The following is a 23,549-nucleotide window of genomic DNA, read 5'->3' on the forward strand; positions in this document are numbered from 1 at the left end:
AGACACTTCAGTGGGCCACCCCAGCTGAGAAGATGAGAGACATCATCCTCACCAGCTGACCATCAGCTGGTGCAACGACTCATAGAATCCGCCGCGCATCAGTGCCGGGAGATGCACGGGGCTGTGACTCCTGGATGAGGGGCCTGGGGCTCAGCGCAGCCGCAGGCCCCGGTGGCGGTTCAGGGCGGCGTGCAGCTCATGCCTCCGCGGCCGCGCCAGCGCCCCCGGATGCCCCTGGTGCGGGGACAGGGAGTCCAGGCCCTGGGTGTCCATCCGGTGCAGCAGCTCCTCGACGATCTCGGCCACCGTGCGTCGTCCGTCGGCCAGCTCGGCGGCGCGATCCAGCGCGTGGGCCAGGGCGGCCGTCTGCAGGGGGTCCATCAGTTGGGAGACCGCGGAGAGGTCGACGTCGTCACCGCCCTGCTGGATCACCGCCCGGCCGCGCGCCCGCGCGGGCTTGGGGCGGCCGCCTCGGCCGCGCGCGCCCGGTCCGCTGTCGCTCCGCGGGGATCCGGGCTCGGGAACTCGTGGCGAGGCCGCCGCGAACAGCGTCTCCGTGGCCCCTTCCCCGCTGTCGACCGACGACGTCGGCTCGGCCAGCGCCTTCGCCTGCTCGGTCACGTCGGTCGGCACATAGGAGTCGAGGGCGATCACGTGGTCGGCGACGTCGAAGAACGCTCCAGAGCCGCCGGCCACGAGGATCGTGGAGACGCCTTGTTCGGCGTGCAGCGGTCGGATGCGCTCCACGAACGGGGTGATCGGCTCCCGGTCGGCCGGGATGAGTCGACGCATGCGCTCGTCCCGGATCATGAAGTTCGTCGCCGAGGTGTCCTCGTCGATCAGCAGCACGTCGGCCTGCGCCTGGACCGCCTCCACCAGGGAGGCCGCCTGGGAGGTGGAGCCGGAGGCGTTGGTGGTGGAGAAGCGGCGGGTGTCGGTGCCGGAGGGCAGATCCCCGATGAACGGGGAGATGTCCACACCGGTGACCGCGCGGCCGTCCTCGGCGCGGATGGCGACGGCGTCGGGACGGGTGACCACCCATTCGCGGCCGTCGTCGCCCACATGGGGGTGCACGCCGCGTTCCACGGCCCGCAGCAGGGTGGACTTCCCGTGATAGCCGCCGCCGATGATCACCGTGATCCCCTCCGGGATCCCCATGCCGGTGACCTGGACTCCGCTGGGCAGGTCGAAGCTCACGCGCAGGGAGTCCGGAGAGCGGAACGGTGTGGCGGCCGAGGAGTCCAGGGGCAGGTCCGAGTCCCCGGCGCGGCGGGGCAGCACGGCTCCGTCGGCCACGAAGGCCACCAGCCCGGCCCCGGCGAGCTGGTCGCGCAGGTGCTGCTGGTCCCGGTGCAGGGTCACGTGGCGTCGCAGCGCGGCGGCGTCGAGCGCGGCATGACGCAGCGTGGAGGCGGCGATCTGTGGCAGCGCCTCGGTGAGCAGCCGGGCGGCCGCGCGGCCGCGGATGCGTCGCCCGGCCGCCGGCAGCGCCACATGCAGCCGTGCCTCCACGTGCTGGGCACCGATCACCACGCTGGTGCGTTCCAGCACCTGCTGGCCGGGTCGGCCGATGCTGATCGACCCGTCCCCAGGCCGACCGGGGGAGAGGCGGCGGGCCGCCTCCGCCACCCGCCGGGTCAGGAAGTCGGCGACGGCGGTGCGTCCCCGCGCATCGGCGGTCAGGTCCTCCGGGAGGTCCGCCGCGTCGCGGTCCAGCTGCACGCGCATCAGGGAAGGCGGGGCATACGGGTCCACCTGGACGTGGTCCACGAGCAGTCGGAGGCCGGTGGTCTCGGCGTCGCCGGGAGGGAGCTCGTGGGTTCCGCGCAGCTGCTTGTAGCCGGCGTAGCCGCGGCCGTCGAGAGTGGTCAGCGTGTGCTCCAGGGCGCTGCGGTCGGGCAAGGGGCCTCCTTTCGCGGGTGGGTGTTCCGCGGGCAGGTTATGGCGGGTGGGTCATTCCGGCGAGGCGCTGAGATGGCGCCACGTGCGGACCAGCTGGCTGAACTCGGTGACCTGGACCAGCACATGGGATCGAGCCGCATCCTCGGCGACCTCGGCCTGACCGGCGCGGACGGCGTCGGCGATGGCCCGGTGCTCGGCCAGGGACCGGCGCATCCGGTCCGGGACCCGCAGCTGCAGGCGCCGGTAGGGCTGCAGGGCGCGCTTGAGCGCGTGGGCCTGCTGGCGCAGGTACTCGTTGCCGCAGGAATCGTAGAGGATGCCGTGGAACCGGGCGTTGGCGTAGTAGTAGCCGTCAGCGTCGCCCGCGGTGGCGTGGTCCTCGCAGTCGCAGACGGCCCGTTCGAGCTCCTCCAACGCATCGGCCTCGATGCGCCGGGCGGAGAGGCGGGCGGCCATGCCCTCCAGCTCCGCCATGACTTCGAAGCGCTCGGCCAGCTCGGAGATGCTCAGCTCGGTCACATAGGTGCCCTGCTTGGGGCGGATCTGCACCAATCCGGAGCGTTCCAGAGCCTGCAGCGCCTCCCGCACCGGGGTCCGGGAACAGCCGAACTCCTGCTCCAGCTGCGCCGGGTCCAGGCGTTCGCCGGGGCGGTGCCGTCCGTCGACGATCGCGTTCTCCAGGGCGTCCCGCACGCGCTGGGACTCTGGGATCCGAGCCATGGCCACCTCCGAGGAACAGGGTATCCGACCGGCCAGCCTGTGGCGCAGGTCACGTTCATGCTCTATAGTCCCTGTTATATACATCACGGCGTGTGATGTACAACGTCGACTCGTCGAGGGAGGATCGCCATGGGACGTCAGGACGGATGGCTGCTCGCGGACCTGTTCCGCGCCCTGCGCCGCCGGGGCGGGGAGGACGCGGCTCGGGAACCGGAGGCCGCTCCGCTGGACCAGCTCCTGGCCGCCTGCGAGGTTCTGATGAGCGACGTCGGGGAGGCCTCGCTGCGGGCGGTGGCCGCCCGGGCGCTGCAGGCCTACGCCCAGCTGGAGGAGACCGAGCGGCTGGCCTTCTTCACCCACATGCTGCAGGACCACGGGGTCGACGACGACGCCGTCCGCGCCGCCTACCAGGCCTGGGAGCAGGCCGACGGGCAGCGGCGGGATGCCGCACTGGCCCGTCTGTTCGACGTCGTCGAGCCGGCCCGTCAGCAGCTGCTGCGGCGCATGAACCACGCTCCGGATGCGACCGCCGCGCTGGTGGCCATGCGGGCGGACCTGCGCAGGCTGTTGCCGGAGCATCCTGAGCTGCGGCCGGTGGACCACGACTTCCGGCACCTGCTGGTCTCCTGGTTCAATCGAGGCTTCCTGCGCATGGAGGAGATCACCTGGGATTCTCCCAAGGAGCTCCACCAGCACCTGCTGCGGTTCGAGAAGGTCCACCCCATGGAGGGCCGTGCGGACCTGCGTCGGCGGCTGCAGCCGAAGGATCGCCGGTGCTTCGCGTTCTTCCACCCCGCCACCGGAGAGGTGCCGCTGATCTTCGTGGAGGTGGCGCTCGTGGAGGGCGTCCCGCGCCACATGGGGCCGCTGCTGGAGCCCGGTCCCGCGCTGAACCCCGCCCAGGCCGACACTGCCGCCCTGTACTCCATCAACAACTCCCTCGAGGGGCTGGCCGGCATCTCCTTCGGCAGCTTCCTGATCAAGCAGGTCATCGACGAGGTCAGCCGCCAGCTGCCCCATCTGCGGCGCTTCGTCACGCTGTCTCCCGTCCCGGGCTTCCGCGGCTGGCTGGAGTCCCAGGATGATCCGGAGCTGCTCCACCTGGCCATCGAGCTGGCTGCACATGATCCCCGTGCTGTGGACCCTGACGCTGAGAGTGCCGACGCGCCCGCCCTGCGTGAGCGGCTGCTGCCCGTCCTGGCCCGTTACATCACCGCCGAGCGGCGCGGGGATGGTCGGCCGCTGGACCCGGTGGCCCGGTTCCACCTCGGCAACGGAGCCGCCGCCTGGCAGCTGCACTGGCCGGCCCACAGCTCGCCGGCGGCGCTCGCCCAGTCCTACGGGGCGATGATCACCTACCGCTATGAGCCCGAGCAGCTCGAGCGACGCCACGAGGACTTCGTGCGGCGGCGCGAGGTCGCCGTCGACGGCCCGCTGGCCGAGCTCATCCCTGACCGACCCGACACTCCGAGAGGATCCGCCCCCATGGCCGATGACTTCACCCCGATCCACCGTTCCTTCGAGGCCCAAGCGGCCCGCCAGCCCGAGAAGGTGCTCTTCCACCTGCCCGACGGCGGCACCCTGACGTATGCGGAGACCGAGCACACGGTGCGGCGGATCGCCGCCCGGCTGCTGGCCGACGGCGTCCAGCCCGGGGACCGGGTCGCCGCGCAGGTGCAGAAGTCGCCGGAGGCGCTGGCGCTCTACCTGGCCACCCTGCGGGTCGGCGGAGTCTTCCTGCCGCTGAACACCGCCTACACCGGCACGGAGATGGACTACTTCATCGGCGACGCCGAGCCGCGCGTGCTCGTCTGCTCCCCAGAGCGGGAGCAGGAGCACGCCGCCCGGGGCGGGGAACAGCTCATCGTGGAGACGCTCGGCACCGCAGGCGACGGCACGCTGCTGACCTCCGAGACCACCGTGGAGGAGTCCTATGCCGCCGCCGCGGACACCCCGGCGTCGATCCTCTACACCTCCGGCACCACCGGACGGTCCAAGGGGGCGGTGCTCACGCACGGGAACCTGGCCTCCAACTGCCGGGCCCTGCTGGAGGCCTGGCAGTACACGGACCAGGACCGGCTCATCCACGCGCTGCCGATCTTCCACATCCATGGGCTCTTCGTCGCCGCGAACATGACCCTGGTGGCCGGGGCCTCCTTCCACTGGCTGCCGTCCTTCGACGCCGAGGCCATCCTGGACCTGATGCCCACCTCCACCGTGCTGATGGGGGTGCCCACCTTCTACACCCGCCTGCTCGCCTCTGCGCGGCTGACCCCGGAGACCTGCGCCTCCATGCGACTCTTCGTCTCTGGCTCCGCCCCGCTGCTGGCCAGCGACCACGAGGCCTTCGAGGCCGCCACCGGGCACGCCATCCTCGAGCGCTACGGCATGACCGAGACCGGCATGAACACCACCAACCCCTACGACGGCGCCCGCAAGCCCGGCACCGTGGGGAAGCCCTTCCCCGGGGTGCAGATCCGGGTGACCGACCGGGAGAGCGGCGCCGCGCTGCCCGACGGCGAGGTCGGCCTGGTGGAGGTCAAGGGCCCCAACGTGTTCGCCGGCTACTGGCGCATGCCGGAGAAGACGGCCGCCGAATTCCGCTCCGACGGATTCTTCATCACCGGGGACCTCGGCCGGATCGACGAGGACGGCTACCTGTGCATCGTCGGCCGTGACAAGGACCTGGTCATCTCCGGGGGCTACAACGTCTATCCCAAGGAGATCGAGGAGCGCATCGACGCCCTGGAGGGGGTGGCCGAGTCCGCCGTGATCGGCGTGCCGCACCCGGACTTCGGGGAGACCGTGGTGGCCGTCGTCGTGCCGCAGGCCGGCGCCGCCCTGGAGCCGGAGCAGATCCTGGCGGGGATCCGCGAGGACCTGGCCCGGTTCAAGCAGCCCCGGGCTGTGAAGATCGTCAAGGCGCTGCCGCGCAACGTCATGGGCAAGGTCCAGAAGGCCGAGCTGCGGAAGCAGTACGCGGACCTCTTCGCCCCCGCCTGATCGAGCCGGGTCGGGACGACGCAGAAGCAGAGCAGAGGCAGGATCCCGCAGAAGCAGGACCACAGGACAGGAGAACACCATGGTGCTCTACGGAGTGGCAGCACTCGCACTGTGCATGCTGGTGGGCATGCTCGTCGGCGAGGTGCTCGGCGTCGTCGTCGGCGTCGAGGCGAACGTCGGCGGAGTCGGCTTCGCGATGATCATGCTCGTGCTGGTGACCGACAAGCTCCGGCGGATGGGGAAGTTTCCGCCCGCCTCGGAGCAGGGGGTGATGTTCTGGTCCGCCATGTACATCCCCATCGTCATCGCGATGGCCTCCACGCAGAACGTGGTCGAGGCGCTGGCCGGAGGACCGATGGCCATCCTCGCCGGTCTCGGCGCGCTCGCGGCCGGGGCGGCCCTGGTGCCGGTGCTCGCACGGGTGGGGGAGAAGGCGGAGCCGCTGCCCCCGCTCACCGAGGCCGAGAAGCAGGAGGTCTGAGATGGATCTGATCGTCTCCGTCTTCGAACGCAACGACCTCCTGGTGGCCTTCGTGGTCATCGGCGGGCTCATGATGGTCTCGGGCTGGCTGTCCAAGACGATGACCCGCGGGCGCCTGCAGGGCAGTGCGATCGCGATCATGCTGGGGCTGGTGCTCGCCTGGTGGGGAGGCTCCGTCACGGGCGGGGAGGCCGGGATGGCCGACATCGCCATCTTCAGCGGACTCGGGCTGATGGGTGGGGCGATGCTGCGGGACTTCGCCATCGTCTCCACCGCCTACGGTGTGGACCTCCAGGAGATCAGGCGTGCAGGACTGGCCGGGGCGCTCTCCATCATCCTGGGCGTGCTGGTCTCCTTCGCGGTCGGCGCCGCCGTCGCCGCGGCCTTCGGCTACACCGACCCGGAGTCCATGGCCACCATCGGCTCCGGGGCGGCCACCTACATCGTCGGTCCGGTGACCGGCACCGCCGTGGGGGCCAGCTCGGACGTCATCGCGCTCTCCGTGGCCGCCGGTCTGGTCAAGGCCGTGGTGGTCATGGTGGGCACTCCGCTGATCGCCCCGTTCATCGGGCTCAACAACCCCAAGTCCGCGATGGCCTACGGCGGGCTGATGGGCACGACCTCGGGGGTTGCCGGGGGACTGGCCGCCACCGACAAGCGACTCGTGCCTTATGGGGCGATGACCGCCACCTTCTACACCGGCATGGGGTGTCTGCTCGGCCCCTCGGTGCTGTATGTGGCGCTGCGGGCGATCGCCGGCTGAGAGAGTCGGGAGGGCCACCACATCCGCCGACCCAGCTCCACGCCGACCGCCGGCACGAGCAGGGTCCGCACGACGAACGTGTCGATGAGCACTCCGAGCGCGACCAGGAAGGCCAACTGCACCATGAACATCAGCGGCAGCACGGCCAGGGCGGCGAAGGTCGCTGCGAGCACCAGCCCGGCGGAGGTGATCACCCCGCCGGTGACGACCAGGGCACGGAGCAGGCCCTCCCGAGAGTCGCCTTCCAGGGCCTCCTCTCGAGCGCGGGTCATCAGGAAGATGGTGTAGTCCACGCCGAGGGCCACCAGGAACATGAAGCCGAACAGCGGAACTGTGGGGTCCGCGCCGGGGAAGCCGAAGAGGTGGTTGAACACCAACGCGGAGATCCCCAGCGCGGTCAGGTAGGACAGGACGGTGGCGACCACCAGGATCACCGGCGCCACCACGGAGCGCAGCAGCACCATGAGGATGATCAGGATCGCTACCAGCACGATCGGGATGATCACGAGCAGGTCCCGCTGGGCCGTGGTGGTGGTGTCCAGCTGGGTGGCGGTGGTGCCGCCCACCAAAGCCTCCCCCTCCAGCGCATCCAGCTGGTCGCGCAGCGCGACGACGGCGGACTCGGCCTCCGAGGAGTCGGCGGCTGAGTCCAGGGTCGCGGAGATCTCGACCCGCCCCTCCACCTGCTGAGCCTGCGCGAGATCCCCGGCGGGAGCGCCGTCGGCGTCCACCAGGTGCGCCTCGGCCACTCCCTCGACGCCGGTGACCAGCTCGAGGGCCTGATCGGCCTCCGCCGTCGGGACGAAGATCTCCGTGGGGGCGCCGGTGCCTGCGTCGAAGTGCTTCTCCAGCATGGTCTGGCCGGCCTTGGTGTCGGTCTCGCCCAGCACCACCTCGGACTGGTCGATGCCGTCGGCGCGCAGCTGCGTCACGCCCGCGGCGCCCACCAGGAGCACCAGGGTGACGACCACCCAGATCGGGCGGGGGTGGGCTCCGACCCACGAGGCCGTCCGGGCCCACAGACCCCGGGAGGGGGTGCGCTCGGCGGCGTCGGCGGTGTCCCTGCTGGAGGAGTCGGTGGCGTGCGGCACGCGCGGCCAGAAGACCCGTCTGCCGGTCAGGGCCAGCAGTGCGGGCAGGAAGGTCAGCGTGGCGAACATGGCGAAGACGATCCCCGCCGCGGCCACCGGGCCGAGCGCACGGTTGGAGTTCAGGTCCGAGAAGAGCAGGCACATCAGCGCGACGGCCACCGTGCCGCCGGAGGCCAGGATGGGTGGCGTAGAGCGCTTCAGGGCGGTCCACAGGGCGGCGTGCCGATCAGCCGCACGCAGCAGCTCCTCCCGGTAGCGGGCCACCAGCAGCAGCGAGTAGTCCGTGGCCGCACCGATCACTAGGATCGACAGGATGCCCTGCACCTGGCCGTTGAGCTGGATCCACTCCCACCGGGCCATCACATAGACCACCGTGATCGCCGCGCACAGGGCGCCCACCGAGGAGAGCAGCACCAGCAGCGGGAGGAACGGTGAGCGGTAGACCACGATCAGGATCAGGAACACCGCGACCACCGCCACCAGCAGCAGCATCCCGTCGATGCCGGCGAAGGCCTCGGAGAGATCGGTGGACAGCGCCGCCGGGCCCGTGACATGGGCTGACCACGCCGCCTCGTCCAGCTCTCCGGCAACCGTGGCGCGCAGAGCATCCACAGCGCCGTCGTCGACAGCGCCCTCGGCCAGCAGTACGATCAGCTGCACCGCGCTGGAGTCCTCGGCAGGCACCGGCCCGATCACGTCGGTCACCCCGTCAAGCCCCTCGAGGGTGGACGCCAGCTCAGCGGCGTCGCCCCTCGCGGCCTCGTCCAGCGAACCGGAGGTGCCGCCGTCGTGCTCTGCGACGACCGTGGCCGGCACAGCATCGGAGTCGGCGAACTGCTCCCGGAGCTCACCGGCTCGGGTGGACTCAGCATCGGCCGGTAGGAAGGTGGCCTGGTCATCGGTGGTGACCTCGGCGATCGCCCCGAACGTGGGGCCGCCGGCGCCGGTCCACGCCAGCCAGGCCAGGACGAGGACCACCGGCAGGAGCAGCCGTCGACTCCAGCGGGAACGGTCGGAGAGGCGGGAGGGATCGGCGGTGTGCAGCATCGGAGGCCCTGTTCTGTGTGGGGAAGGTCAGGATGGAGAGGGGCGAGGGGTCAGTTCATGACCGCGATGGAGAGGTTCAGCGTGGAGGCGTAGAGGATCCACGCCAGATACGGCAGCAGCAGTGCCGCGGCGAAACCGCGTACCCGGCGGAAGGCCAGGATTGTCGCCACGACGGCGGCGATCATCGCCACGATGACGGCGAAGGCCAGCCACAGCGCCGCGGAGCCCCAGAGCGGGTATGCGCCGAAGAAGATCGGGGTCCACAGGCCGTTGAGCACCAGCTGGAGGGCGAAGAGGCCCAGGGCGCGGGGACGTCCGGGGGCGGCGCGTTCCCGCCATACCAGCCAGGCGGCGAGTCCCATCGTCAGGTAGAGCACCGTCCACACGGGTCCGAAGACCCAGTTCGGAGGATTCCATGGGGCCACGTCGGCCTGGGCGTACCAGCCGTCGACCTGGTCAGAGGTCAGCGCGCTGCCCAGGAACCCCACTCCCATCGGCAGGGCGAGGAGCACCAGAAGTGCGAGGATCTGGGCGGGCAGGTCTGGCCGTTGTGTGGCGGCGTCCGCGGAGTGTGCCGTCATGAGTCCTCCTGGGGTGGGGCCGTTGTGGGGTCCGGCAGCGGGGCGACCATCGAGTCCGCCAGAGCGGTGAGGAACTCCGCGATGAGCCGGAGCTCCTCGTCGTCGCGAGCGTCGATGACCTCTCTCATGGCCGCCAGTCGTGCGCCGAAATGGTGATGGAAGGAGCGGCGAGCCAGGTCGGTGAGCTCCACGACACGCGAGCGCCGGTCACGGGGGTGGGGGCGCCGCCGCGCGTGGCCGGCGTCCACCAGCCGATCGACCAGCACGGTGGCCGAGGCCGTGGAGATCTGCAGGTGGCACGCGATGTCCTGAGGCGTGACCGGCTGCCCCTGACGCTCGCGGATCACCAGCATCCGCAGGGCGGCCACGTCTGACGGGTTCATCTCCATGGGGCCCTTGAGGGTGTTGTGCATGCGGTCCATGGAGTCGCTGAGCACCTGCACAGCCTCCAGGGTGTGCAGGACCTCGGGTCGCGCCCGGCCGTGTCCGGCGGAGTCCTTCGGTCGGTCTCTCACGCACCCATTTGACTAGATAATCTAGCTAATCGTCAAGCGCGGAGTGGGTGAAACGCCGGTGAAACGTGCTCCGCGCACACTGGTGCTATGCAGATCCGCACTGATGACCCGCATACGCCTGACGTTCAGGGGCTGATCCTCGAGCATCTGCAGGAGATGCACGCGACCTCACCTCAGGAGAGCGTGCACGCCCTCGGCCTGGACCAGCTGCGCGCCGACGGCGTCACCCTGTGGACCGTCCGTCAGGACGACGGCGAGCTGCTGGGCTGCGGGGCGCTCAAGCGGCTGGACTCCCGGCATGGTGAGATCAAGGCGATGCGCACCGCCGTCGTCGCCCGCGGGCGGGGAGTGGCCGGTGTGCTGCTGGAGCACCTGATCGGCCACGCTCGCGACCACGGGCTCCGGCGGCTGAGCCTGGAGACCGGCACGCAGGAGCACTTCGCCCCGGCACGCCGGCTCTACGCCCGGCATGGCTTCGCCGAGTGCCCGCCCTTCGAGGACTACACCGAGGATCCGCACAGCGTGTTCATGACGCTGCCGCTGTGAGGCGGCTCAGGGCCGCGGAGGCGTTCAGGACCGTGCCGGTGTTCAGGACTTCGCGTGGGCACGCGCCTGGTGCTCCAGAGGCACGGTCCACACCTCACCCGGGCTGAGCTGCTTGCGCTTGCCCTCGACGTTGACGTCGATCGGCTCCGCCGAGCCCTCGGAGAGTTTCAGCGTCACGTTCTCATGATCCATGTGCACCAGGATCGGCTGGTTGCGGTACCGCATGCGGAACGTGGCCTCCGGCAGCTCGTCCGGCAGCAGCGGGTGCAGCCACAGCGCATCGGCGCGGGTCTCGACCCCGGCGTAGCACCGGATGACCATGTCCACGGTGCCGGCCATCGCACCCAGGTGGATGCCTTCTCGGGTGGTGCCGCCCTGGGTGTCGGCGAGGTCGGCCTCCAACGCCTCCTTGAACAGGTTCCAGGATCCGGAGCGGTCGAAGCGCGCGGCCACCCAGCCGTGCACCAGGCGGGAGAGCGTGGAGCCGTGCGAGGAGCGGGCCAGGTAGTACTCGATGGTCTTCCCGAAGTCCTCGATCGGCACCTCGGAGCCCATGTGCCGCATGGTGTCGATGAGCTCCTCGGAGGAGAACAGGTAGCACAGCATGAGCACATCGGCCTGCTTGGAGAGCTTGTACCGGTTGGTGGCGTCACCCTCGGCCTGCAGGATCAGATCCAGACGTCCGATGTTGCCGTACTTCGCCTTGTAGCCCTCCCAGTCGAACTCCAGCAGGTTCTCGTAGCCGTCGAACTGGCTGATGACTCCGTCGGCATGGAAGTGCACGCGCAGCCGCCGGGAGATGTGCTCCCAGTGGTCCAGTTCGTCCTCGAAGATGTCCAGCCACTCGGAGAGCGGGTCGTCCCGGGAGTCCAACTCGCGGACCAGACGGGCCGTATGGCGCAGCATCCAAGAGGTCAGCACATTGGTGTAGGCGTTGTTCCGCAGACCGGATCCGGGGGTGTCCGGGTAGCCGTCGTGGTACTCGTCGGGGCCCATCACACCCTCGATGTCGTACCGGTCGGCCTCGGTGTCGTACTGGGTCAGGGAGACGAAGAAGCGGCTGATCTCCACCAGCATCTCCGCGCCGTAGTCCGCCAGGAACGTGTAGTCCTGCGTGGTCTCGAAGTACTGCAGCACCGAGTACGCGATGGCCAGGGAGACGTGCCGCTGGCGGTGCGAGTTGTCCGGCATCCACGCCTGGGACCGCGGGTTCCACAGCTCGGTGGGGGTCTCCTCGCGGCCGTCGGAGCCGGCCTGCCAGGGGAACATGGCGCCGGCGTGACCCTCGGCGCGGGCCATGGCGCGGGCTTCGCCGAGGCGCCGATACCGGTACATCAGCAGTCCGCGGGTCAGCTCCGGACGCCGCAGGGTGAGCATCGGGTAGACGAACATCTCGTCCCAGAACAGATGACCCCGGTAGCCCTCGCCGTGCAGGCCGCGGGCGCCGACTCCGGCGTCGAGGTCGCGGCGGGCGCCGAAGGCGGTCTGCAGGACGTGGAAGGTGTGCAGGTTCAGCGCCATCTGCTGGCGGGAGGAGCGGGAGCCGATGGAGACGGCGAAGCGGTGCCACAGCACGCCCCACATCTCCTCGTGGTAGGTCAGCATGGTGCGGAAGCAGGAGGCCCGCTGGACCCGCTTGACCGCGGAGTGCCACACGGTGGAGATCGCGTGGTCGTGGGAGTTCGCCACCGAGGCGATCTTCTCCAGGGTCACCGGCGTGCCGGCCTCGAGGTTGATGGAGATGTCATGCCCGGCCACGAACTCGCCCTCCGAGACGGGGCGGCGCATCGGGTTGGTGTTCCCGGTGGAGGTCACCGAGGTGCGGGTGGCGACGGCGACCCGCACCTGGGACTGGTTCGTCATGGTCTCCAGCAGGACGGTCTCGCCGTCGATCTCCCGGGAGTCCACGGCGTCGAGGTGGTGTCCGGCGAGCTCCCGGTCTGCGGCGACGTTGCGGTTGGCGACGCGCCCGTCGATCATCGAGCGGACGGTGACGTTGCCGGACCAGTTCTCCGCCTCGATCTCCATCTCCAGGGCGGCCAGCTGGACCCCGGCCATGGACTGGAACTGGCGGGTGGTGAGACGGGTGCGTCGGCCGTGCAGGTCCTGGAAGCGGGTCACCCGGGTGAGCAGCCCGCGGCGCATGTCCAGCTCCTGGCGGTAGTCGATGAGCTCGGGGGAGCCGGGCAGCAGCGGGTTCCCCGCCTCGGGGGTCACCTGCAGGTAGGTCCAGTCCGGGATGTTGACCATGTGCTCGGTCTCGACCGTCTTGCCCATGATGTCGGTCTTGAGCCGGTTGAACACTCCGGCGATGTAGGTGCCGGGGTAGTGGGTGGCGTCGGCGGAGGTGCCGGGGACGGCGCCACGGGTGCCCCAGTAGCCGTTGGCCAGGGCGCACAGGGCCTCCCGGGTGGGCTCCTCCTTGGGGTCGTACTCGTCATAGGCGAGCACCCAGTCCGGGTCGAAGGGCTTGGTGGTGCGGGTCGCCAGGTTCATCACGGACAGGTCCGTGACGACGACGTCGGCGCCGGCCTCCTTCAGGCGCCGCGGGTCCTCGCCGCGGTTGAGCCCGACGACCATCCCGTAGTTCCCGCGGTGTCCGGCCTGCACGCCGGAGGCGGCGTCCTCGATGACGATGGAGTCCTGGGCCTCGACACGCAGCAGCGTGGAGGCGTGCAGGAACATGGCCGGGTTCGGCTTGCCCGGCAGGTTCATCTCCAGGGCGTCGGTGCCGTCGACGATGGCGGTGAAGGCATCGAGCAGTCCGGCCACTGTGAGCACGTCGCGGCCGTTGCGGGAGGAGGTGACCAGGGCGGTGGGGATGCCGTCCTCGCGGAGCTGGTGGATCAGCTCCACGGTGGTGGGGAAGACGTCGACGCCGTCGCGGGCCAGCACCGCCTCGAAGAAGCCCTGCTTGCGGGCGGCCAGGCCGTGGACGGTGAGCTGGTCTGCGGCGTCGCCCGGCTCACCCTCGGGGACGAACACGCTGCGAGCCTGCAGGAAGGTCCGCACCCCGTCCTCGCGCGGGCGGCCGTCGACGAAGTTCAGGTAGTCCTCGTCGGTGAACTCGGGCTGCGGCTCCCCGGTGATCTCCTCCAGGGCGGTGTCGAAGAGCTCCTTCCACGCCGCGGCATGGACGCCGGCGGTGTCGGTGACCACCCCGTCCATGTCGAACAGGACGGCGCGGAAGTGCCGCAGGGCGTGACGCTTGGCCTCGGCGGAGTGCCGGAAGGGGTTCTCGAACGGGTGCATGGATACCTCACGGGGACTGTGGGCGATCAGGGCAGGGTGATCAGGTCGGCGTTCAGGACGGGGAGCCGGACCGGGGGCCGGCGGGGTCGTGATGCGGAGCTGAGGTCTTCCTCATGCCGTACCGTCGGCAGGTGCCCATCACGGGGCCTGGTGCCTCGGCGGCGTCTCATCGGACGCCGGGCTGGCCTTGGGCTCGAACCCCATCGTAGGCAGGTTCGGCGCCGGGCCACAGGGTCAGCAGGATATCGGCCCATGAGCGTCCGGTCACATCGGCGCCCTGGCGTGTTGTCGAGGCGTGATGCCCGGGGTGCTGTCGGGCGCAGGATGCCGGGTGGTTCCCCCGGGTCTCTCGCGCCGTCCCTGCCGTGCGGGCGCCGGTGGTGCTAGCGTCAGGGACATGTCGCGGCGCAGCACGATCGAACTGACCTTCCAAGAGGTCAAGGGCACCTCCAAGGAGACGACGGTGGCCGGCGGCGTCGTCGTGGACTGGATCGACAAGACCGCCTATGCGTGTGCGGCGTCGTGGACCCGCACCGCGTGCGTGACCTCCTATGTGGGCAATATGCACTTCACCACGCCGGTGCCGCGGGACACGCCTGTCACCGTGCAGGCGCGGGTGGTCCACACCGGGCGCACCTCCGTGCACATCCAGACCCGGGTGCTGGTGCAGCACCCGGAGCAGGGCTGGCTGGTGTGCACCGAGTGCTACATGATCTACGTGGCCGTGGGCGACGACGGCGAGGCGGTCACCGTGGCGCCCTTCGAGCCGAGCTCCGATCTGGAGCTGCGGCGCAGCGTGGACGCCACCCAGCGGATGGTCTACCGCCGACAGGTGGAGGAGACCATCAGCTCCATGCCCGAGGACATGGGCACCTCCGAGGCGCTGACCCTGCGGTTCCTGGCCGACACGGATGAGAAGTACCCGGACGGCAAGATCCGCGGCGGTGCGGTCATGAAGTGGATGGACCGGGCCGCCGAGATCTGCGCCGAGCGGTACTCGGGCTATGACGTGGCCGCGGTGCTCACCGGGGGCGTGCGGTTCTACCGGCCCATCACCACCGGGGACCTGGTGGAGGTGGACGCCCGGCTGGTGCTCACCGGCTCCAAGTCCATGCACGTGCTGGTGAGAGTTCGGGCCGGGGCGCGCTGGGAGAAGCATCCGGAGGTGGTCGCCTACGGCCTGCCGGTGATGGTCGCACCCGACGGCGCTGGCTCTGCCCGGCACATCACCCCCTGGCAGCCGATCAGCGACGAGGACCACGCCATCGCGGAGAAGGCCCGTCGGTTGCGGGACCTGCGCAATGCGACGCTGCTGTCCCCGAGCCCGCTCATCAGCTCCGGCTGAGGGCCGCTGGAGGCAGAGGGGCTAGACGAGGCAGAGGAGACTGGTGATGCGGCAGACCAGGAGCCAGCGGCGGTGGGGCGCCGTCCAGGGTGCCATCGCCGGGGTGGCTGTCCTGCTGCTGGGCCTCGCCCTCGTCTCCGGTGACGTTCACGTCGGGTCGGTGACGGTGGAGCGCAGCGTGCCGGTCGGCGTCGTGGTCCTGCTCTGCGGAGCGGCCTACGGAGTGGGCTCCGCCCTGACGTGGAGGCGTGCCCGACCGGGCCGGACGGAGGATCTGGCCGACTCTGGACGCCCTCGGTAGGATCACTGTCCTCGCAGCCTGAGGCGCCTGAGGCAGTGCGCCGGGGGAGGGGACGATCATGACGCAGCCGCCGCAGCACCAGCCCTACGGACAGCAGCCCGGCTGGTCCCAGCCCGGGTATCCGGGGCCTCCGCCCGGCGGTCCGCACCCCGGCTACCCGATGCCGAGCAGGCCGCGTCCGACGCGCGGGCCGCTGCCCATGACACTGGGCATCATCGGCGGCGTCCTCCTGCTGGGAGCTGTGGTGCTGTTCGTGCTGGCGGTGACGGTGTTCCGCTCCACGGTGCCGTTGGGGGTGTTGGACAGCGACGGCGGGCCCGGCGCCGATGCGCTGATCAGCGGGGATCCGCCCCTGGTGGCCGAGGCGCAGCTGGAGGCGGGGGAGAGCTACATGCTCTATGTGGTCCGCCCCACCGGTGCCAGCGCTCCGGGGCTGAGTGAGACGCCCGAAGTCGTCTCGCCCAGTGGGGAGAGAGGGTCGATGCGGTGGGCGGAGATCAGCTCCACCGCCACCCAGGGCGGCTCGAGCGCGGTGGGGGTGAACAGTTACTCCGCCGAGGAGTCCGGCCTGCATGAGTTCTCGATCAGCGGTTTCACCGACCCCGCCCTGGACGGATCGGGGGAGGCCTTCGTGGTGCTCGCCCCCGGCGGGGACTTCGCAGGTCTGGCCAGTGGGGTCTTCGGCGTGCTCGGTGCCGTCTTCGGCGGCATCGCCCTGGGGACCATCGGCCTGGGGCTGCTGATCGCCGGGATCGTCGTCGGCGTCGTGCGGCGACGCCGGCGCCGCGAGCAGGAAGGCGGGACTGGTCCGGGTGGGCCCCTAGGGCAGGGGCCTACGCCTTAGGGCTGACGTGGAGGTCAGCTCGATCTTCTACGCTGGGGCGATATGAGCACACCTCCGCAGGAGCCGGAACGCCACGGTCCTCCGCCGCCTCCGCCTGGTCCTCCGCCGTACCCTCAGGCGCCGCATCTCTACGGCCACCCTCCCGCCGGGCGGCCCCAGGGTCCGGGACCCTATGCGCCCTCTGGGCCCGGGGCGGCGCCGTGGGGGAACCCCTACGCTCAGGGGCAGCACCCTGCGCCGCAGCACCCTGCGCCGCAGCACTCGACTCACCACCCGTCGCCGTTCCCCCCTCAGCCGCCGGCCCAGACGCTCCCGGACCCGAAGGACCGGTACTCGCGCGGCATCTGGCGGCAGCCGGACTCCCGGCCCGGTCGCTTCCTGTGGTGGGACCTGCTGCCGACGGTGCCGTATCTGGCCATCATCCTCGGCGCGAATCTCGTCACCATGATGTTCTTCCCCGGTGGGGACGAGGTCACGCTGACCAGCGCGGAATCGCGTCAGGAGTTCCTCATCAACGGGCTGATCTTCGGTTCGCTGACGGTGCTGATCCTGGCCGTCGCGGGCAAGGCCCTGTGGCGCTCACTGGTGGTCTTCACCCACCACGCCTTGGCCTGGCTGAAGATCTTCCTCATCCCCGCGATGTGGCTGTCCATCGTGGTCCTCAATGTGATGCTGATGGCCCTGATCATGACGGTCACGGGGCAGGAGCCTGAGACCAGCGCCAATCAGGCCGGCATCGAGGCGATGCTGCAGGCCGTCCCGTTCTGGGCGGCTCTGCTGGTGCTGGGGCTGCTCGGTCCGCTCGTGGAGGAGTACATCTTCCGTCACCTGCTGATCGGCAAGCTCTCCCGGCATCTGAACATCTGGCTCTGCGCGTTGATCTCCGTGCTGCCGTTCGCGCTCATCCACGTCTCCTCGGAGATCATCTCCGGAGACCTGATGGGCGTGCTGACCACCGTGGTGCCGTATCTGACGATGTCGATCATCTTCACCCTGGCCTACATCTTCTCCGGCCGGTCTCTGCTGTTCGTCTGGTTGGTGCACGCGTTCAACAACTGCATGGCCGTCACCCTGCAGTACTGGCTTTCCCCGTTGCTGGAGGACATCGACGGCCTGGAGCCCACCGGCGTGATCCCGGCCCTCCTCCAGGCGGCCGCCGTGCCGCTGGGCGGGGCATGATCGCCTCCCCATGAAGGAGCTCACCACCGACCCGCGGCCCCTGCCGCGGCAGATCCTGGCCCTGGCCGTCCCCGCCCTGGGGGCGCTGGTGGCCGAGCCGCTGTTCCTGCTGGCTGACACCGCCATCATCGGCCGTCTCGGCGTCGACGAGCTCGCCGGCGCGGCCCTGGGCATCACCGTGATGCACACCGTCACCGGGCTGATGATCTTCCTGGCCTACTCCACCACACCGGCGGTGGCCCGTTACGTGGGTGCCGGGAAGCTGGCCAAGGCGCTGGCCGCCGGGCGGGACGGGCTCTGGCTCGCGCTGATCCTGGGCGTCGTACTGGCCGCCGCCGGCGTTGCGTTCGGGGAGGGCCTGCTGGCCTCCATGGGCAGCTCCGGGGAGATGCACAGCCATGCCTGGGACTACCTGGTGTGGTCCATGCCGGGGGTGCCGGCGATCCTGCTGGTCTTCGCCGCCACGGGGGTCCTGCGCGGCATGCAGGACACCACGACCCCGCTGATCGTCGCCGCCGCCGGGTTCGGCGCCAACATCGTGCTGAATCTGGTGCTGGTGCATCCGGTGGGGCTCGGCGTGGCCGGCGCGGCCATCGGCACCTCCATCGCCCAGTGGGGCATGGCGGCGGTCTACCTGGTGATCATCGTGCCCCGGCTGCGCGCCCAGGCGGTGTCGCTGGGGGTGGACCCGATCGGGCTGCGCCGTGCCTTCTCCGTGGGGTCCTGGATGATGCTGCGCACCGTCAGCCTGCGCGCGGCCATCGTGGCCACGGTGCTGGTGGCCACCGACCTCGGTCCGGACACCCTGGCCGCCCACCAGGTGACCTTCACAGTGTTCTCCACGCTGGCCTTCGTGCTGGATGCCCTGGCCATCGCCGCCCAGGCGCTCATCGGCAAGGAGCTGGGCGCCTCCCGCCTGGACGTCGCCCGGCGGCTCACGCGTCTCATGATCCTCTGGGGGCTGGGCTTCGGTGTGGTCACCGGAGCCGTGATCGCGGCGCTCGCGCCCGTCTCGGCGGGTCTGTTCACCCCGGACACCCACGTGGCGGCGATGATCACCGCCGCCCTGTTCGTCGTCGCGCTCGCCCAGCCGATCTCCGGCTACGTGTTCGTGCTCGACGGCGTCCTGATGGGCGCCGGCGATGTGAGATACCTCGCGATCGCGGGATTGGTGAACCTGGCGCTGTACTTCCCCGCCCTGTGGTGGATCTCCACCCGCGGGCTCACCGGAGTGGAGGCCGTGGTGTGGCTGTGGGTCGGCTACGCGGTGGTGTTCATCGGGGCCCGCGCGCTGACCCTCGGCTTCCGGGCCGCCGGTGGCCGATGGATGGTGGCCGGCGAGGTCCGCTGAGAGCTCGGCCGATCGGCTGAAGCCTCCGCGGACAGCGAGTAGACTCGCCTGCGTGCCAGTGAAGAGAATCCCCGCCCCCACCGCTGAAGCGCTGATCCGGCCGGTCTGGGTCCGCGCGGTCATCACCGCCGTCTTCGCCGCGGTGACCGTGTTCTGGCAGGACGAGACGCTCACCCTGCTCAAGGTCGCCGTGGCCGGCTACTTCGCCCTCGGCGCCACCGCCGTGTGGGACTACGCCAAGGACGAGGAGCTCGTGCCCGCCACAGTGCGCGGCCCGCTGGCCCTGGGCGCGGCGGCCTGGGTCCTCTCGGCCGTCGCAGTGATCTTCGTGGGCACGACGACGGCGGCCGCCGTCATCGCCGGTGTCGGTTTCGTGGCGATGGGTGTGGCCGAGCTGGTGGCCGGGATCCGCGGACGAGGGGCGTTCGTCCCGGCGCGCGACCAGCTGCTGCTCGGCGCCGTCGGGACCCTCACCGGGGCGGCGCTGCTGGTCGGCATGCAGCTCGACGTCCACGGCATCCTCGGCATCGCCGGCATGGGCGTGATCATCATGGCGGTGCTGCTGATGATCAGCGGCGGCGGCATGGTGCACGACGCCCGCCGCGGCCGGGACTGAGCACGACTCGCACGCGGTCTACTACACGGCGTAGAATGGCCGGGCGTCCGACGCGGACGCCGAGACCATCATCGGACGTCCTGGCAGACGTCCCCGTCTGACGAGGAACGAGGAGCCCTGTGGCAGAGGACAAGAAGGAGCGCCGCTCGCTGATCGAGTCGGTCAAGGCTCCGCTGATCTTCTCTGCGGCCCTGGCCTTCGTGGCCGGATTCGTCACCCTGATCTCCGCCTCCGGCGGCACGGACAACCCGGCCCGGGTGGACCTGGCGCTGATCGCGTTCGGCGTGGTGTTCATCGTCGCGCTGCTGGTGGTCTCCATGCTGCAGCTGGCCTCCCGGGACAATCCCGAGCACCTCTCCCAGGGGGCCGGGGTGAACCGGAAGTCTGAGGACCTCTACCGGCGGCAGGTGGCCGAGCGGCGTGCCGAAGCGGCCCGCAAGAAGGCCCAGGAGGCCCGTGAGGCCGAGGGCGACGAGCCGCGCTACGGCCGCGCCGAGGACGCCTGAGCGCTCGCACCGCCGTCGGGCTCTCGACACTGTCCGGCTCTCGACACTGCGGCGAGTTGGTCTGACGTTCCCCATACTCGGCTCGATCGACTCGAGTATGGGGAACTCTGGACCAACTCGCCGCAGCGGGGGACCGAGCGGGGGGAACCGCTCAGGCGCTCACTTCTTCGCCTTCTTCTTGTCCTTCTTCTTCTTGGACTTCTTGTCCTTCTTCTCGCGCTTCTCCATCAGCTCATCGCGCATCCGGTCGCGGAACTCCTTGGCCGCCACCGCGGACTCGGAGGTGGGTTCGTTGATCTGGGCCGCCTTCTCCGCCGCACTGGGCTTGGCCAGCGTGGCCGAGGGCTCCGCCGCTTCGCCGGCCAGCGCACGACGCCCGGCCTCCCGCAGGGCCGCCTGGCGGGCGCGGTAGGCCCGCACATGGGCCCGGTTGGCGCAGTTGCCGAAGTCGCAGAACAGCTTGGACCGGTTGCGCGTGAGGTCCACGATGACCGCGTCACACTCATCACCCTTGCAGGTGCGCATGCGGCCGGTCTCATCGTTGACCACCAGGAACTGGAGGGCGTCGGCGATGGCGGCCGTCATGACGTCGGCCAGCTGGGTGCTCACCGGGATCGGCACGGCACGGAACTGCGGTTCCTCGCCCCCCGAGGTGCGGACCACGCGAGTGCCCACTCCCTCCAGCAGCGTGTTGATCTTCTCCACCGGCTCCTTGGTGGTGATGGGGGCCGCACCCCAGATCTGGTGGACGGTGTCGCGCAGGTCGCGGACGGAGTCCACCTGGGCGCGGTCAAGGGTCGACGTCGGCCACTTCAGCTCCGAATCCTGGGAGGACAGGAACTTGCGCAGGCTCTCGATGCTGGTCAGCTGATCGGGTGAGGCCTGGGCGCTGTGAAGCCCCTCAGAGGTGTTCATGAGGTTGACGGCCGCCGTCAGGGTGCGATTGATCTCTGCGTGGAACATGCAGTGTTCTCCTGACAAGGTATGCGGGCGCAGGGGCCGGAAACGGCGGCCCCTGACCCTGGTGCAACGGGTCCTCCCAGTGTAACGATGTGACGCGTTGACGGGCTGAATGTGATGGAACTGTCACAATGTCCCCGCCCGTCCCGCGCAGTTGCCTTGTGCAACGAGGTTCGTCAGGGTGGGTCCTGTGCCCGTCAGGAGGAGGCGAAGCGGTCATGCAGCCGCTGCAGGGAGGCGCGGATGCCGCCGTCGTTCTCCCGGTGGACGCCGGCGATCTCCAGGGCCTTCCGCAGGGGAGCGGCCTGGCCGCTGAAGTCGTAGGACTCGGTGACGAGCGTGCCGCCGTCGTCAGCCGGCTCCACCTCCCAGCGCCAGCGGTGTCCGCCGGGATGCCGCCACTCCACCACCCGATGCGGCTGGGCCCGGGTGGTGTGCATGGTGATCGCGTAGGGGATGCCGTACTTGCGCATGTCCACGCGGAACCTGTCGCCGGGCTGCAGCTCGCGCGGCCCGATCGCCGTGGTGCGCACCGTCCCTGAGCCGTCGAGCTCATGATGACGGTGCGGGTTCGCGATGATCGCGTACAGCTCCTCGGCCGAGGCCTCCACACGGATGCAGTGGGCGATCACCTGCGGTCCGCGCTCCACCGGTTCAGGGGTCATGCTCATGGTGCGCCAGTCTACGGCGAACCGGGGTGTGGGCGTGCGCCGCGTCATCTGCGGTTGCATCCGCGCACCGGGCAGGTGAATCTGGTGGAGAGCATCGGCGTCGACACGGTCGGGAGGGTCTTGGAACGATGGCACGGTCCCGCAGGTGGCAGGTCCGCCTGGATGACGACGCCGCCGAGACCGGCGAGCTTCCCGAGGTCACCGACACCACTCCCACCCACGGTGCGGCGCGGCGTCTGGCGGCCTTCGCGGCCAGCGAGGAGGCCGCCCACCCGGCTACCACCACCCCGGAGCAGCGGGAGTCTCAGGCGAAGCTGCAGGTGCTCATCGAATCCCGGGCCATCTGGAGCGCCATCATCGGCGGAGTCCTGGGGCTGGGATTCGGCCTGGTGGTCTTCCCCGGGGAACGGCCCGCGCTGGCGGGTGACGGGTCCATCCAGTTCTTCGGCGCGATCGTCGGTGGGGTGACCGCCGGACTGGCGTTCCTGCTGGGCTATTCCCTCAACGCCCGTATGGCCAACATCTGGCTGGGGGAGCGGCCCCGGATCCGGCAGCTGCTGGACACGGTCTCGCTGTTGGTGGTGCACTCATCCATCGCCGTCATGGGCGCCCTGGGCCTGTTCCGCGTGTTCCAGGAGGCCTTCGTGGGACTCACGGTGGACTACATCGCCGGCGCGGTGCTGCTGTGCATCGTCGGTGCGGTGGCCGCCTACTTCAGCTTCAACTCCGGCGCCCGCATCAACGCGTTCTCCCTGTCCACCCTGCTGGGGGTGTTCATGGCCTCCGGTGTGCTGGTGTCGATGCTGTTCGCAGAGAACCCGTTCTGGTGGCATGTGATGTTCTCCGAGCTCGGCACCGGACAGGCCGGACTGACCTCCTTCTGGACGTTCAACACCACCCTCGTCGTCTCCGGAGCGATCATCACCACGCTGACCGCGTTCATCACGCGGGACCTGGAGACCTGGGCCGAGCATGCCCGACGGCGGCACGTCCGCAGGCTGCAGCACGAACGGGAGGCCCGGCGCGCGGTCCGCGGAAAGGTGCCCCTGACCCTGCCGCTGCGGCAGGCCGTGAGCAGACACATCCGCTCCCCGCGCATCCGGATGGTGCGGATCGGAATGATCGGCATGGGGGCCTCGCTGGCCGGAGTGGGGCTGGTGCCGGTGAACCTGCACAATGAGGTCCACGCGACCTTCACCGCCCTGTTCGGGCTGTTCTTCCTGATGCTGCTGATCGGCATGCCCTACTGGCTGCCCGGCTTCCCCCGCACCTTCTACCTGCTGAGCATCATCGCCGCCGGAGTGCTGCTCTTCGCCGGGAGCCTGTGGTGGCCTATCGGGTACTACAACCTGACCTCTCTGGAGCTGATCGGGGCCGCGATCCTGTTCTCCTGGCTGATCGTGTTCATCCGCAACATCGCCGCTGTGGTCGCGGAGCTGCAGGGTGAGGCGGATGCCGCCCGGCATCTGCCGGACGAGGAGCGGTCCGCGGGCGGCGGCTGAACGTCGCCTTCGGCCCAGGTGTCGCCAGTGGGCTGGCAGCGGGGCTGGTGCTCGCTGGGTGCCGAGGCCGCCGGCTCGGCCCCGGAGATCTCACCCCCAGAGCCCGGTGAAGTGCGCCACTGAGAGCAGCAGGGCCGCGCCGCTGGCGGCCACGGAGACCCCCAGCAGCCGGTGCGAGCCGTCCTTCCAGGTCAGCGCGCAGATCACCAGAGTGCCCAGGGCGACGGTGATCGCGAAATGCGGCATCCAGAACACCGTGCCGACGGCGATCAGCGAGGCGATCACCGGCAGCAGGGAGCCGGTCGGACGCGGTGAGGCGGTGGCGTGGGGAGTGTTCTCCGGGGTGCTCATGGGCACGACTCTAGAGCACTGG

The 23,549-nt window shown here is 70.1% G+C and carries 21 protein-coding genes; 12 read left to right on the forward strand and 9 right to left on the reverse strand.

What is annotated here, in order from left to right; all coding sequences use genetic code 11:
• Window positions 1-150: 150 nt before the first annotated feature.
• Together ABD658_RS07975 and ABD658_RS07980 are read right to left on the reverse strand one after the other, a co-directional pair.
• Window positions 151-1,902 (reverse strand): ABC-ATPase domain-containing protein, encoded by a 1,752-nt coding sequence (locus tag ABD658_RS07975; RefSeq protein WP_344685968.1) that lies wholly within the window; start codon window positions 1,900-1,902, stop codon window positions 151-153.
• Window positions 1,903-1,953: 51 nt separating this feature from the next.
• The gene (locus ABD658_RS07980; protein ID WP_344685966.1) at window positions 1,954-2,622 is read right to left on the reverse strand and encodes a GntR family transcriptional regulator; all 669 of its coding nucleotides are present in this window, start codon (window positions 2,620-2,622) and stop codon (window positions 1,954-1,956) included.
• A 129-nt stretch (window positions 2,623-2,751) separates the two neighbouring features.
• Between ABD658_RS07980 and ABD658_RS07985 the strand changes: the two genes are divergently transcribed.
• The 3 genes from ABD658_RS07985 (at window position 2,752) to madM (ending at window position 6,869) form a co-directional block, all read left to right on the forward strand.
• On the forward strand, window positions 2,752-5,625 hold the full coding sequence (locus tag ABD658_RS07985; protein WP_344685964.1) for an AMP-binding protein: 2,874 nt from the start codon (window positions 2,752-2,754) through the stop codon (window positions 5,623-5,625).
• 79 nt (window positions 5,626-5,704) lie between these two features.
• Entirely contained in the window at window positions 5,705-6,106 is a 402-nt protein-coding gene (gene madL / locus ABD658_RS07990; protein ID WP_083277439.1) for a malonate transporter subunit MadL, read from the forward strand.
• Window position 6,107: 1 nt separating this feature from the next.
• Entirely contained in the window at window positions 6,108-6,869 is a 762-nt protein-coding gene (gene madM, locus ABD658_RS07995) for a malonate transporter subunit MadM (RefSeq protein WP_344685961.1), read from the forward strand.
• Here madM and ABD658_RS08000 read toward each other — a convergent pair.
• Genes ABD658_RS08000 through ABD658_RS08010 form a run of 3 tightly spaced genes read right to left on the reverse strand, consistent with a single transcriptional unit; the run spans window position 6,800 to window position 10,103 of the window.
• Complete coding sequence (locus tag ABD658_RS08000) at window positions 6,800-9,007, reverse strand: MMPL family transporter (RefSeq protein ID WP_344685959.1); 2,208 nt, start codon at window positions 9,005-9,007, stop codon at window positions 6,800-6,802. The genes madM and ABD658_RS08000 overlap by 70 nt on opposite strands.
• Before the next feature lie 50 nt (window positions 9,008-9,057).
• Window positions 9,058-9,588 (reverse strand): TspO/MBR family protein, encoded by a 531-nt coding sequence (locus ABD658_RS08005; protein WP_344685957.1) that lies wholly within the window; start codon window positions 9,586-9,588, stop codon window positions 9,058-9,060.
• Entirely contained in the window at window positions 9,585-10,103 is a 519-nt protein-coding gene (locus ABD658_RS08010; RefSeq protein ID WP_344685955.1) for a MarR family winged helix-turn-helix transcriptional regulator, read from the reverse strand. Before ABD658_RS08010 ends, ABD658_RS08005 begins: the two co-directional genes overlap by 4 nt.
• A gap of 87 nt (window positions 10,104-10,190) precedes the next feature.
• On the opposite strand from ABD658_RS08010, the gene ABD658_RS08015 reads away from it, so the two are divergent.
• A complete protein-coding gene (locus ABD658_RS08015; protein ID WP_344685953.1) occupies window positions 10,191-10,649 on the forward strand; it encodes a GNAT family N-acetyltransferase in 459 nt (152 codons plus the stop codon).
• Window positions 10,650-10,691: 42 nt separating this feature from the next.
• Here ABD658_RS08015 and ABD658_RS08020 read toward each other — a convergent pair whose 3' ends face one another.
• Window positions 10,692-13,901, reverse strand: a complete 3,210-nt coding sequence (locus tag ABD658_RS08020) for a beta-phosphoglucomutase family hydrolase (RefSeq protein WP_344685951.1) — start codon at window positions 13,899-13,901, stop codon at window positions 10,692-10,694.
• A gap of 397 nt (window positions 13,902-14,298) precedes the next feature.
• On the opposite strand from ABD658_RS08020, the gene ABD658_RS08025 reads away from it, so the two are divergent.
• From ABD658_RS08025 to ABD658_RS08055, 7 genes are all read left to right on the forward strand, one after another.
• Window positions 14,299-15,246, forward strand: a complete 948-nt coding sequence (locus ABD658_RS08025) for an acyl-CoA thioesterase (protein ID WP_070159605.1) — start codon at window positions 14,299-14,301, stop codon at window positions 15,244-15,246.
• Window positions 15,247-15,292: 46 nt separating this feature from the next.
• Window positions 15,293-15,547 carry a hypothetical protein gene (locus ABD658_RS08030; protein WP_085437720.1) on the forward strand — a complete coding sequence of 85 codons (255 nt, stop codon included), beginning with the start codon at window positions 15,293-15,295 and terminating at the stop codon, window positions 15,545-15,547.
• 58 nt (window positions 15,548-15,605) lie between these two features.
• Window positions 15,606-16,391, forward strand: coding sequence for a hypothetical protein (locus ABD658_RS08035; RefSeq protein WP_344685945.1), 786 nt, complete (start codon window positions 15,606-15,608; stop codon window positions 16,389-16,391).
• Window positions 16,392-16,433: 42 nt separating this feature from the next.
• Window positions 16,434-17,570, forward strand: coding sequence for a CPBP family intramembrane glutamic endopeptidase (locus tag ABD658_RS08040; protein ID WP_344685943.1), 1,137 nt, complete (start codon window positions 16,434-16,436; stop codon window positions 17,568-17,570).
• A 10-nt stretch (window positions 17,571-17,580) separates the two neighbouring features.
• On the forward strand, window positions 17,581-18,921 hold the full coding sequence (locus ABD658_RS08045; protein WP_344685941.1) for an MATE family efflux transporter: 1,341 nt from the start codon (window positions 17,581-17,583) through the stop codon (window positions 18,919-18,921).
• Window positions 18,922-18,973: 52 nt separating this feature from the next.
• Window positions 18,974-19,537 (forward strand): hypothetical protein, encoded by a 564-nt coding sequence (locus tag ABD658_RS08050; RefSeq protein WP_070159560.1) that lies wholly within the window; start codon window positions 18,974-18,976, stop codon window positions 19,535-19,537.
• Window positions 19,538-19,656: 119 nt separating this feature from the next.
• Window positions 19,657-20,043: a hypothetical protein gene (locus ABD658_RS08055; protein WP_201791125.1), complete on the forward strand. Its 387-nt coding sequence runs from the start codon at window positions 19,657-19,659 to the stop codon at window positions 20,041-20,043.
• Window positions 20,044-20,202: 159 nt separating this feature from the next.
• Here the strand turns inward: ABD658_RS08055 and ABD658_RS08060 are convergent, their stop codons facing one another.
• Window positions 20,203-21,006: a CGNR zinc finger domain-containing protein gene (locus ABD658_RS08060; RefSeq protein WP_070159557.1), complete on the reverse strand. Its 804-nt coding sequence runs from the start codon at window positions 21,004-21,006 to the stop codon at window positions 20,203-20,205.
• A gap of 194 nt (window positions 21,007-21,200) precedes the next feature.
• Window positions 21,201-21,674, reverse strand: a complete 474-nt coding sequence (locus ABD658_RS08065; RefSeq protein ID WP_344685938.1) for an SRPBCC family protein — start codon at window positions 21,672-21,674, stop codon at window positions 21,201-21,203.
• Window positions 21,675-21,802: 128 nt separating this feature from the next.
• Between ABD658_RS08065 and ABD658_RS08070 the strand changes: the two genes are divergently transcribed.
• Window positions 21,803-23,176 (forward strand): hypothetical protein, encoded by a 1,374-nt coding sequence (locus tag ABD658_RS08070; RefSeq protein ID WP_344685936.1) that lies wholly within the window; start codon window positions 21,803-21,805, stop codon window positions 23,174-23,176.
• A 90-nt stretch (window positions 23,177-23,266) separates the two neighbouring features.
• Here the strand turns inward: ABD658_RS08070 and ABD658_RS08075 are convergent, their stop codons facing one another.
• Window positions 23,267-23,527 carry a hypothetical protein gene (locus tag ABD658_RS08075; RefSeq protein WP_070159550.1) on the reverse strand — a complete coding sequence of 87 codons (261 nt, stop codon included), beginning with the start codon at window positions 23,525-23,527 and terminating at the stop codon, window positions 23,267-23,269.
• Window positions 23,528-23,549 lie beyond the last annotated feature (22 nt).

It is taken from the genome of Nesterenkonia aethiopica (genome assembly GCF_039534665.1).
Classification (GTDB): Bacteria; Actinomycetota; Actinomycetes; order Actinomycetales; family Micrococcaceae; genus Nesterenkonia; species Nesterenkonia aethiopica.

Excerpts from the sequence above, each read along its gene's own strand:
- ABD658_RS08015 (WP_344685953.1), top strand. The coding sequence starts at position 10,191 with ATGCAGATCCGCACTGATGACCCGCATACGCCTGACGTTCAGGGGCTG.
- ABD658_RS08005 (WP_344685957.1), bottom strand. The coding sequence starts at position 9,588 with ATGACGGCACACTCCGCGGACGCCGCCACACAACGGCCAGACCTGCCC.
- ABD658_RS08000 (WP_344685959.1), bottom strand. The coding sequence starts at position 9,007 with ATGCTGCACACCGCCGATCCCTCCCGCCTCTCCGACCGTTCCCGCTGG.
- ABD658_RS08040 (WP_344685943.1), top strand. The coding sequence starts at position 16,434 with ATGAGCACACCTCCGCAGGAGCCGGAACGCCACGGTCCTCCGCCGCCT.
- ABD658_RS08025 (WP_070159605.1), top strand. The coding sequence starts at position 14,299 with ATGTCGCGGCGCAGCACGATCGAACTGACCTTCCAAGAGGTCAAGGGC.
- ABD658_RS08030 (WP_085437720.1), top strand. The coding sequence starts at position 15,293 with ATGCGGCAGACCAGGAGCCAGCGGCGGTGGGGCGCCGTCCAGGGTGCC.
- madL (WP_083277439.1), top strand. The coding sequence starts at position 5,705 with ATGGTGCTCTACGGAGTGGCAGCACTCGCACTGTGCATGCTGGTGGGC.
- ABD658_RS08045 (WP_344685941.1), top strand. The coding sequence starts at position 17,581 with ATGAAGGAGCTCACCACCGACCCGCGGCCCCTGCCGCGGCAGATCCTG.
- madM (WP_344685961.1), top strand. The coding sequence starts at position 6,108 with ATGGATCTGATCGTCTCCGTCTTCGAACGCAACGACCTCCTGGTGGCC.
- ABD658_RS08060 (WP_070159557.1), bottom strand. The coding sequence starts at position 21,006 with ATGTTCCACGCAGAGATCAATCGCACCCTGACGGCGGCCGTCAACCTC.
- ABD658_RS08075 (WP_070159550.1), bottom strand. The coding sequence starts at position 23,527 with ATGAGCACCCCGGAGAACACTCCCCACGCCACCGCCTCACCGCGTCCG.
- ABD658_RS07985 (WP_344685964.1), top strand. The coding sequence starts at position 2,752 with ATGGGACGTCAGGACGGATGGCTGCTCGCGGACCTGTTCCGCGCCCTG.
- ABD658_RS08065 (WP_344685938.1), bottom strand. The coding sequence starts at position 21,674 with ATGAGCATGACCCCTGAACCGGTGGAGCGCGGACCGCAGGTGATCGCC.
- ABD658_RS08070 (WP_344685936.1), top strand. The coding sequence starts at position 21,803 with ATGGCACGGTCCCGCAGGTGGCAGGTCCGCCTGGATGACGACGCCGCC.
- ABD658_RS08020 (WP_344685951.1), bottom strand. The coding sequence starts at position 13,901 with ATGCACCCGTTCGAGAACCCCTTCCGGCACTCCGCCGAGGCCAAGCGT.
- ABD658_RS08035 (WP_344685945.1), top strand. The coding sequence starts at position 15,606 with ATGACGCAGCCGCCGCAGCACCAGCCCTACGGACAGCAGCCCGGCTGG.
- ABD658_RS07980 (WP_344685966.1), bottom strand. The coding sequence starts at position 2,622 with ATGGCTCGGATCCCAGAGTCCCAGCGCGTGCGGGACGCCCTGGAGAAC.